Raw genomic sequence first — 6,803 nt, 5'->3', positions numbered from 1 at the left:
GGCTAACTGCCTCGCCTGCCACCACGCGCTCAACAGCAGCATCCTTAACATCCTTCGGAGTCCAACGCGTCACAACTACCTCCCGGTCGAAGTGGCGCATTCACCCCTTGACAGCACGGTTTCATTCAGTTTTGTATGAGGATTTTTAACCGCGCCGCCCTCCAAATCACCCGCTCAGGGAGTCAAAAATTAACTGCGAATTCACGTCGATCCCAAGTTTCCTTAACTTCGGAACAGTTAGATAAAGACTCCTGATCACTACTCTCTCTGGAGGAAATTCCCCAAATGAAGCCTAGGCACTCTTCTCTTACTGCTGTAGTTCTTGCTTCAACTGTACTTCTTACCTCGTGCGGTGAGCCTACATCCAAGAATGAAGATACGCAGGCAGAAAGCGGTTCAACTTCGATCACCGTCTACACCTCAGAGCCGGAAGAAAAGGCCGATGAGATCAATGCGGCCTTCAATGAAGAGTTTCCTGATATCGAGGTCAAGGTGTACCGCGCGGGCACCGGAGATTTGAACGCACGCATATCTTCAGAGAAAAAATCTGGTGACATCCAAGCGGATGTTTTCTGGGCAGCCGATGCACCTACCTTTGAAAACTATGCCGACGATGGTGACCTCATCCAGCTTGCCGATGTTGATTCCAACAACATCATCGACGAGGCCAAGGACGACGAGAATTTTTATGTCGGTACGCGCATTATCCCTACGGTAATTGCCTATAACACCGACGAACTTGCAGAAGGCGAAGCCCCGAGGTCGTGGGCAGATCTAACTGATCCGAAATATAAGGACAAACTCATCATGCCGAACCCGGCGGTCTCTGGCGCGGCGGCATTCAATGCCTCGGCGTGGAAGAACAATTCAGATCTCGGCGAAACTTGGCTCGAAGATCTCGGCCAGAACTCCCCGATGATCGCAGAGTCCAATGGTCCCACTTCCCAAGAAATCGCCTCCGGGTCACGGCCCGTAGGTGTAGTCGTCGATTATCTAGTGCGAGACCTAGCGGACAAGGGTTCCCCTGTCGCTCTTTCCTACCCTTCCGAGGGAGCACCGTATATTTCTGAACCTGCGGGTGTATTCAAAGATTCCAAAGAACAAGAAGCAGCACAAAAGTACATCAACTTCCTACTTTCGAAAAAGGCACAAAAAATCGCAGTCGAGCAGTCGTATCTTCCAGTGCGCAAGGACGTGGGAACTCCAGCAGCCACCCCAGAACTTGAAGACATTGAACTCATGGACCAAGACCTAGAGAAAATTACCAAGGATAAAAACGCCGCCGTCGAAGCTTTTCAAAAAGCAGTTTCTTCCTAGTCCCCGTCTGTTCTAATCCCTCCTAGTTCTTGATGGCTCACTTGTTGAAAAATCCCTCCGTATCCGCGCTGCGCGTTGGTGTGTGGTTCATCGCTGTTGGTCTGTTCATTACGCCTTTGGTCCTGGTTGTCTCCCTCGCACTGGGAGGAAACCAAATTCCCACCCTTCTGGAACAAGGGCTCGGCATTGCTACATGGAATTCGCTTTTCACCACGGCGCTTTCGGGGCTTGCTGCCGTCATCATTGGAACCGTTATTGCCATCGCAATAGACCGCACAGATATCTATGGCTCTTCGGTACTGCGGCTCTTCCTACTTTCGCCCCTCTTGGTTCCCCCTTTTATCGGAGCGATTGCCTGGACTCAGCTCTTCGGTCCGAATCAAGGTTTAAATAGACTCATTGGGTTCGAACTTTGGAATATCTACGGCGCAGATGGGGTCATTGCGCTGATGACTATCCACTCTTTTCCCACAGCATACGTAATCATTTCATCGGGCCTGCGCTCAATCTCACCAGATTTTGAACTCGCCGCCCGTGTATCAGGAGCTTCCGTAATAACGGTTCTGCGTACGGTCACCCTTCCCCTCCTTCGCCCTGCGTTGTTGTCAGCGTTTACCCTCACGGCAATTGCTAATCTTGCCGATTTCGGGATTCCCGCGATTATCGGCTCGCCAGCTAGGTTCGAAACCCTGGCAACGATGATTTACCGGTTCATCGATTCTGGCACCGTATCCAACCCCCTGCAGGTAGTCTCCACCATCGGAGTTGTTCTCTTGTTCTTGGGAATCGGCGCCGTCACCATGGACTATCTCACCTCATTAAGAAACTCACCTTCTACCCATGACTCCGGTAGCCCGGCGCGCTTTTCGCTGCATTCAGCGCGTTGGCCGGTCACAATCATCATGTGGGTGTGCGGACTAGCCATTTCCATTGGCCCAATCCTCGGTTTGGCCTACCGCGCATTGCTACCAGCCCCTGGGATTCCGTTTACATTAGAAACCATTTCGCTGGCGAACTTCACCAATGCTTTGTCCAACCCGCGCGTCATCGACGGGCTAACCAATTCCGCACTTCTCTCAATAACCGCAGCGTTAATCTGCGGCATTCTTGGCTGGGTCATCGGAATATTAGTTTCCCGGACCCATGCACGGGGAAATACGCTTCTAATGCTTTCTACGCTGTTACCGAGCGCCCTGCCAGGACTCATCATCGGTGTAGCCTGGCTTATCGCCGGACGTTATACGGGGTTGTATAACACGATTTGGATAATACTTATTGCCTACGTCTGCGCATTTACCGCACTCGTTGTTCAATCCGTGCGTGCTCCTTTAATAAGTACCCCGACCACAATAGAAGAAGCAGCGCGCATTTCTGGTGCCACGCCCCTCAAGGCGCTCTTTTCAACCGTCGGTGCAATGAGCATTCCAGCGGCGATTTCCGGCGCAGTTCTAGTGGCGGTGACTGCGATTCGAGAGCTAACTATTTCCGTACTACTTGTCGCTCCCGGGACGACAACGCTGGGCGTCCAAGTGTTCAATCTTCAGCAGGCGGGAAATTATAACCAGGCATCGGCTCTATCCCTACTCTTCGCGATCGTCGGCATCGTTGCCCTCGCGCTGACTATTCAGTCCCCTAAGGTAAGGACTTAAAATGGCGAAAATTGCAACTTCACACCTCTCGGTCACTTTTCCGGACGGCACCACTGGCCTACGCGATATCAACCTCTCCATCGAGCCAGGAGAACTCATCGCACTTGTAGGACCGTCAGGCTCCGGTAAAACCGCCCTCCTTCGCACCATCGCTGGTTTTATTTCCCCATCATCGGGCGAGCTCGACATCGATGGCAGACAGATGACTTCAACTCCTCCCGAAGAGCGCGGCATTGGTATGGTTTTCCAACAGCACGCGATTTGGCCACACATGTCTGTTAAAGAGAATGTTGGCTATCCGCTACGCCGAGCGAAAGTATCTAAGGCTAAACGCGAAGAGCACATTTCTAAAACTTTGGCCCTCGTAGGGCTGCCGGGATTCGAAGACCGGTCTCCGAACAGTCTTTCTGGCGGACAGCGCCAGCGCGTGGCTCTTGCCAGAGCGATCGTCGCAAGTCCCAAACTTTTGTTACTGGATGAGGCTCTTTCAGCTCTTGACGAACCATTGCGCGATAATTTGCGTCGCGAACTAGTGGCGCTGACGGAAAAACAACGTCTAACCACGGTGCACGTGACCCACGATCGCGCCGAAGCGCTGGCAATTGCAGATAGAGTCGTGGTCCTAGACGGCGGCGAAATCCAACAAATCGCTACCCCGCAACAGCTGCTGGAAAATCCTGCTAGCCCGGCGGTCGCGGCGTTTATTTCGGACGCGACAATTGTTCAAACCACCACTACAGGAAGCTGCGTCGAGTGTCCCACGCTTGGTGTTTCATGGCCTCTGAGCCAAGTAACCGTGCGAGAGGAAGGTACTAAAGCCGCTATCTTGCCGCACCACGCAAAGATTGTGGACGAAGACTATCTAGGCACCACGGTTCCAGCAATAGTGGACTCCGCAATTTTCGAAGGCGACCACTACTCCGTTACCGCCACTCATGAATCTGGAACCATATTCCGCACCACTGCGGACCACAAACCCGCATTGGGACAATCGGTTTGGATTCACTTTTCGCCGCCCTTGATTTTTTAATTCGTCACGTTCCGCGAACTTTTAACAACTCGGCGGTTTCACTGTGATCTCGTTTTCCATGACAGCTGCCCCGCTTTCTGGAACAAGATCCTATGCTCATATTGACCACAAGTAGCGAGGACCGTTGACCATCGAACGATCCTCACCGCCATTTCCTTCTGCGTTTCTCGCTTCTTGCTTAAGCTCTAAGTCATGAGTGAAAGTACTAAACACTACGCCGTAGACCTCACCCGCCTCGACACCGCCCTATACCGAGCTACCAATTCCGCGGGAGCAAGCATTGAGTTTGGCAGTGGCGAGGGGCTCCTCTCCCCTGTTGAACTCTTGCTTGCGGCCGTTGCGGGGTGCTCCGCAGTAGACGTGGACGTGGTGACCTCCCGGCGCGCTGAGCCGGAGTCTTTTGATGTGCATGTAGAAGGCGACCGCGTAAACGAGGATGGCGCATCGCGCCTGTCGGAGGTTCGCGTGGGGTTCAATCTTTCTTTCCCAGATACGTCCGAGGGTAACCAAGCACGCGAGCTGGTGGACAATCTGATTCGCATCTCCCATGAGAAGGACTGCACGGTGTCGCGCACGGTTGAGAATCCCACACGAGTGTTGTTTAGCAATGACTCGAAATAGCACTACGAAGTAAATGCGCGACATGCGCTTTCGCTGCCTCTGGGGCTTTAGACCTCCTGCTATGGTGCAGTTGTTAACTACTGTGACAAATGTGATTACTGCAGGAGCTCAACATGTCACCATCTTTCTCCCGTCGCGGCCTCTTTAAGGTCGGCGCTCTCGCCCTGACCGCATGCGCCATCGGTGCTGCCGCTCCCCATGCGGCGGCGCTCGGACCGGTGCGCGGCACCATCATCGATTATTCTGCCGGCGTTCCTTCCCCGCAGGCAATTAAGAAGGCCGGCCATATGGGTGCGATTCGGTACGTCTCCGACAAGCGCCCCGATGCAGCGTGGATGGCCGGCAAGCCGGTAACCCTGAAAGAGACCAAGGCCAATGCGGCAGCAGGCCTGCCCACCGCTTCCGTATACCAGTTTGGCCGCGCGGAAACCGCGGATTGGAAGCAGGGCGCAGCAGGTGCTGCATTTCACGCACCGAAGGCGATTGCACTACACAAGAAGGCAGGCGGCCCAACAAACCGCCCCATCTACATTGCTATCGACGATAACCCCACCCGCGAGCAGTACACCCGCCAAATCCGCCCATACCTGCAGGCGTTTTCCAAGACGCTGGAGCTGGCCGGCTACCAGACAGGTGTCTACGGCAATTACAACACCATCGAGTGGGCAATCCAGGATGGCATCGGCAAGTATTTCTGGATGCATGACTGGGGCTCTAATGGCAAGATTCACCCGCGCACCACTATTCACCAGCTGCCGCACGGCAAACAGCAGACCATTGGTGGCGTCATCGTAGACGTTAACGAGGTCTACGCCGATGACTGGGGCCAGTGGACACCGGGCAAGTCCGCAGCACCTGCACCGGCGAAGAAGCCAACCACTAAGAAAACACAGCCAAAGACTCAGCCGCAGGCCACGGCGCCGAGCAATGGCTCGTCCGACCTGGTAAATCAGCTGAGCTCGCAGCTACAGAGCAAACATCCAGAGCTGCCAGAGCTACCGCAGGTAACTGCGGATGGCGTCACTTTCAATGGTAAAACGTTGAGCAACGATCAAATTCGCCAGCTAGCGAAGATCGTCGCAGAAACGGTTGCTAAGGCGCGGTAGTACTACTTTTTAGAGGGCTCGGAGGTTTTCTCTGAGCCTTTCTTTTTATCTGTGGACTTCTTATCGGAGCTGCCTTTATCCTTCTTTTCGGACGTAGTGGATTCGCTGGTAGGTTCCTTCGACGCGGATTTATCCTTCTTCCCTGTGCCGGGTTTTTCGTCCTTATCCTTCTTGCTAGACGACGTCGTGGAGGTCTCCGAGGTAGTGGTTTCAATCGGCGGCACGCCCTCGCCGTCTTTGTACTTGAGGAAACGCTCGGTAGCCTTGCCCAGGCTCTTTCCGGTGACCTCATCTTTTACGTAATCAGTAAGCTCATCGGACGAGCCATTGATTGAGGCTGCGGCTACGAAGTTCTCACCAAAGGAGACGGAAGAGTTGATGGACTTATCATTGGACCAGCCCCACTTGCTGCCCACCACGTTAGAGAGCTTGGCGGTGCCATAGTCCTGGCGGTAGCCATCCTCAGAGATGGGATCGGCATGTGCCATAGCTACGAGCACTGGGTGGGTTTCATCGCGCTCGATGAGCTGCGAAATGAAGCTGGCAACGTCATACGTAGAGGTCTGCGAGTAACCCCATTTCTCGCCGGCTTTGGTGGATTCCAACTTGAATTCATCGGCAATGGTGTCGATGGACTCTGGGTACTTTTCAAAGAGATCCTCGGCGGACTTATCGGAGGAGCTAGCGATCATATCCAGCGCCTCATACTTATCTTCGTACTCGCCCTTTTCCATGACGTAGGTGGCGATATAGAGCTTGATGAGGCTGAGCGCCGGGCGAGCCTCGTGCTCCGAGGCAGAACCCATATGCATGCCATCATGCAGCCGAATATAGGTAACAGAGCGCCCCTCATCGCCTTCTAGAAACTCATTGATTTCTGGTGGGACGTCGCGGTTGGTGTCTGTTAATCCCGAAGGGGCGTCGGCAAGCGCGCCGCTATCGCTTTCGCTGGTGCTGCACGCGGTGGCGGTCAAGGCGAGCATACATACGGCTAAAGCGGCACCAGCCTTGGCTGATGCCGCCTTGCGAGTCAACGACGTTCTAAACACGTCGATACATGTTACCGGTTGAGTGCACTAT

The 6,803-nt window shown here is 54.0% G+C and carries 6 protein-coding genes; 5 read left to right on the top strand and 1 reads right to left on the bottom strand.

Annotation, left to right across the window (positions count from 1 at the left end):
* Positions 1-285: 285 nt before the first annotated feature.
* The 5 genes from MHK04_RS11335 (at position 286) to MHK04_RS11315 (ending at position 5,723) form a co-directional block, all read left to right on the top strand.
* Entirely contained in the window at positions 286-1,317 is a 1,032-nt protein-coding gene (locus MHK04_RS11335; RefSeq protein WP_200287962.1) for an ABC transporter substrate-binding protein, read from the top strand.
* Positions 1,318-1,349: 32 nt separating this feature from the next.
* A complete protein-coding gene (locus tag MHK04_RS11330; protein WP_200287964.1) occupies positions 1,350-2,966 on the top strand; it encodes an ABC transporter permease in 1,617 nt (538 codons plus the stop codon).
* A 1-nt stretch (position 2,967) separates the two neighbouring features.
* Positions 2,968-3,996: an ABC transporter ATP-binding protein gene (locus MHK04_RS11325; RefSeq protein WP_239208783.1), complete on the top strand. Its 1,029-nt coding sequence runs from the start codon at positions 2,968-2,970 to the stop codon at positions 3,994-3,996.
* A gap of 192 nt (positions 3,997-4,188) precedes the next feature.
* Positions 4,189-4,617 (top strand): OsmC family protein, encoded by a 429-nt coding sequence (locus MHK04_RS11320; protein WP_200287968.1) that lies wholly within the window; start codon positions 4,189-4,191, stop codon positions 4,615-4,617.
* A 113-nt stretch (positions 4,618-4,730) separates the two neighbouring features.
* Positions 4,731-5,723: a DUF1906 domain-containing protein gene (locus MHK04_RS11315; protein WP_200287970.1), complete on the top strand. Its 993-nt coding sequence runs from the start codon at positions 4,731-4,733 to the stop codon at positions 5,721-5,723.
* Between the two features lie 2 nt (positions 5,724-5,725).
* On the opposite strand, the gene MHK04_RS11310 is transcribed toward MHK04_RS11315, so the two are convergent.
* The gene (locus MHK04_RS11310) at positions 5,726-6,772 is read right to left on the bottom strand and encodes a hypothetical protein (RefSeq protein WP_200287972.1); all 1,047 of its coding nucleotides are present in this window, start codon (positions 6,770-6,772) and stop codon (positions 5,726-5,728) included.
* Between the last annotated feature and the right edge of the window lie 31 nt (positions 6,773-6,803).

It is taken from the genome of Corynebacterium nasorum (genome assembly GCF_022345765.1).
GTDB lineage: Bacteria > Actinomycetota > Actinomycetes > Mycobacteriales > Mycobacteriaceae > Corynebacterium > Corynebacterium kefirresidentii.
The sequence above is the reverse complement of the archived record's forward strand: the minus strand, read 5'-3'. Positions and strand labels throughout refer to the sequence as shown.

Coding starts and splice junctions, on each gene's coding strand:
- MHK04_RS11335 (WP_200287962.1), top strand. CDS start 286: ATGAAGCCTAGGCACTCTTCTCTTACTGCTGTAGTTCTTGCTTCAACT.
- MHK04_RS11330 (WP_200287964.1), top strand. CDS start 1,350: ATGGCTCACTTGTTGAAAAATCCCTCCGTATCCGCGCTGCGCGTTGGT.
- MHK04_RS11325 (WP_239208783.1), top strand. CDS start 2,968: ATGGCGAAAATTGCAACTTCACACCTCTCGGTCACTTTTCCGGACGGC.
- MHK04_RS11320 (WP_200287968.1), top strand. CDS start 4,189: ATGAGTGAAAGTACTAAACACTACGCCGTAGACCTCACCCGCCTCGAC.
- MHK04_RS11315 (WP_200287970.1), top strand. CDS start 4,731: ATGTCACCATCTTTCTCCCGTCGCGGCCTCTTTAAGGTCGGCGCTCTC.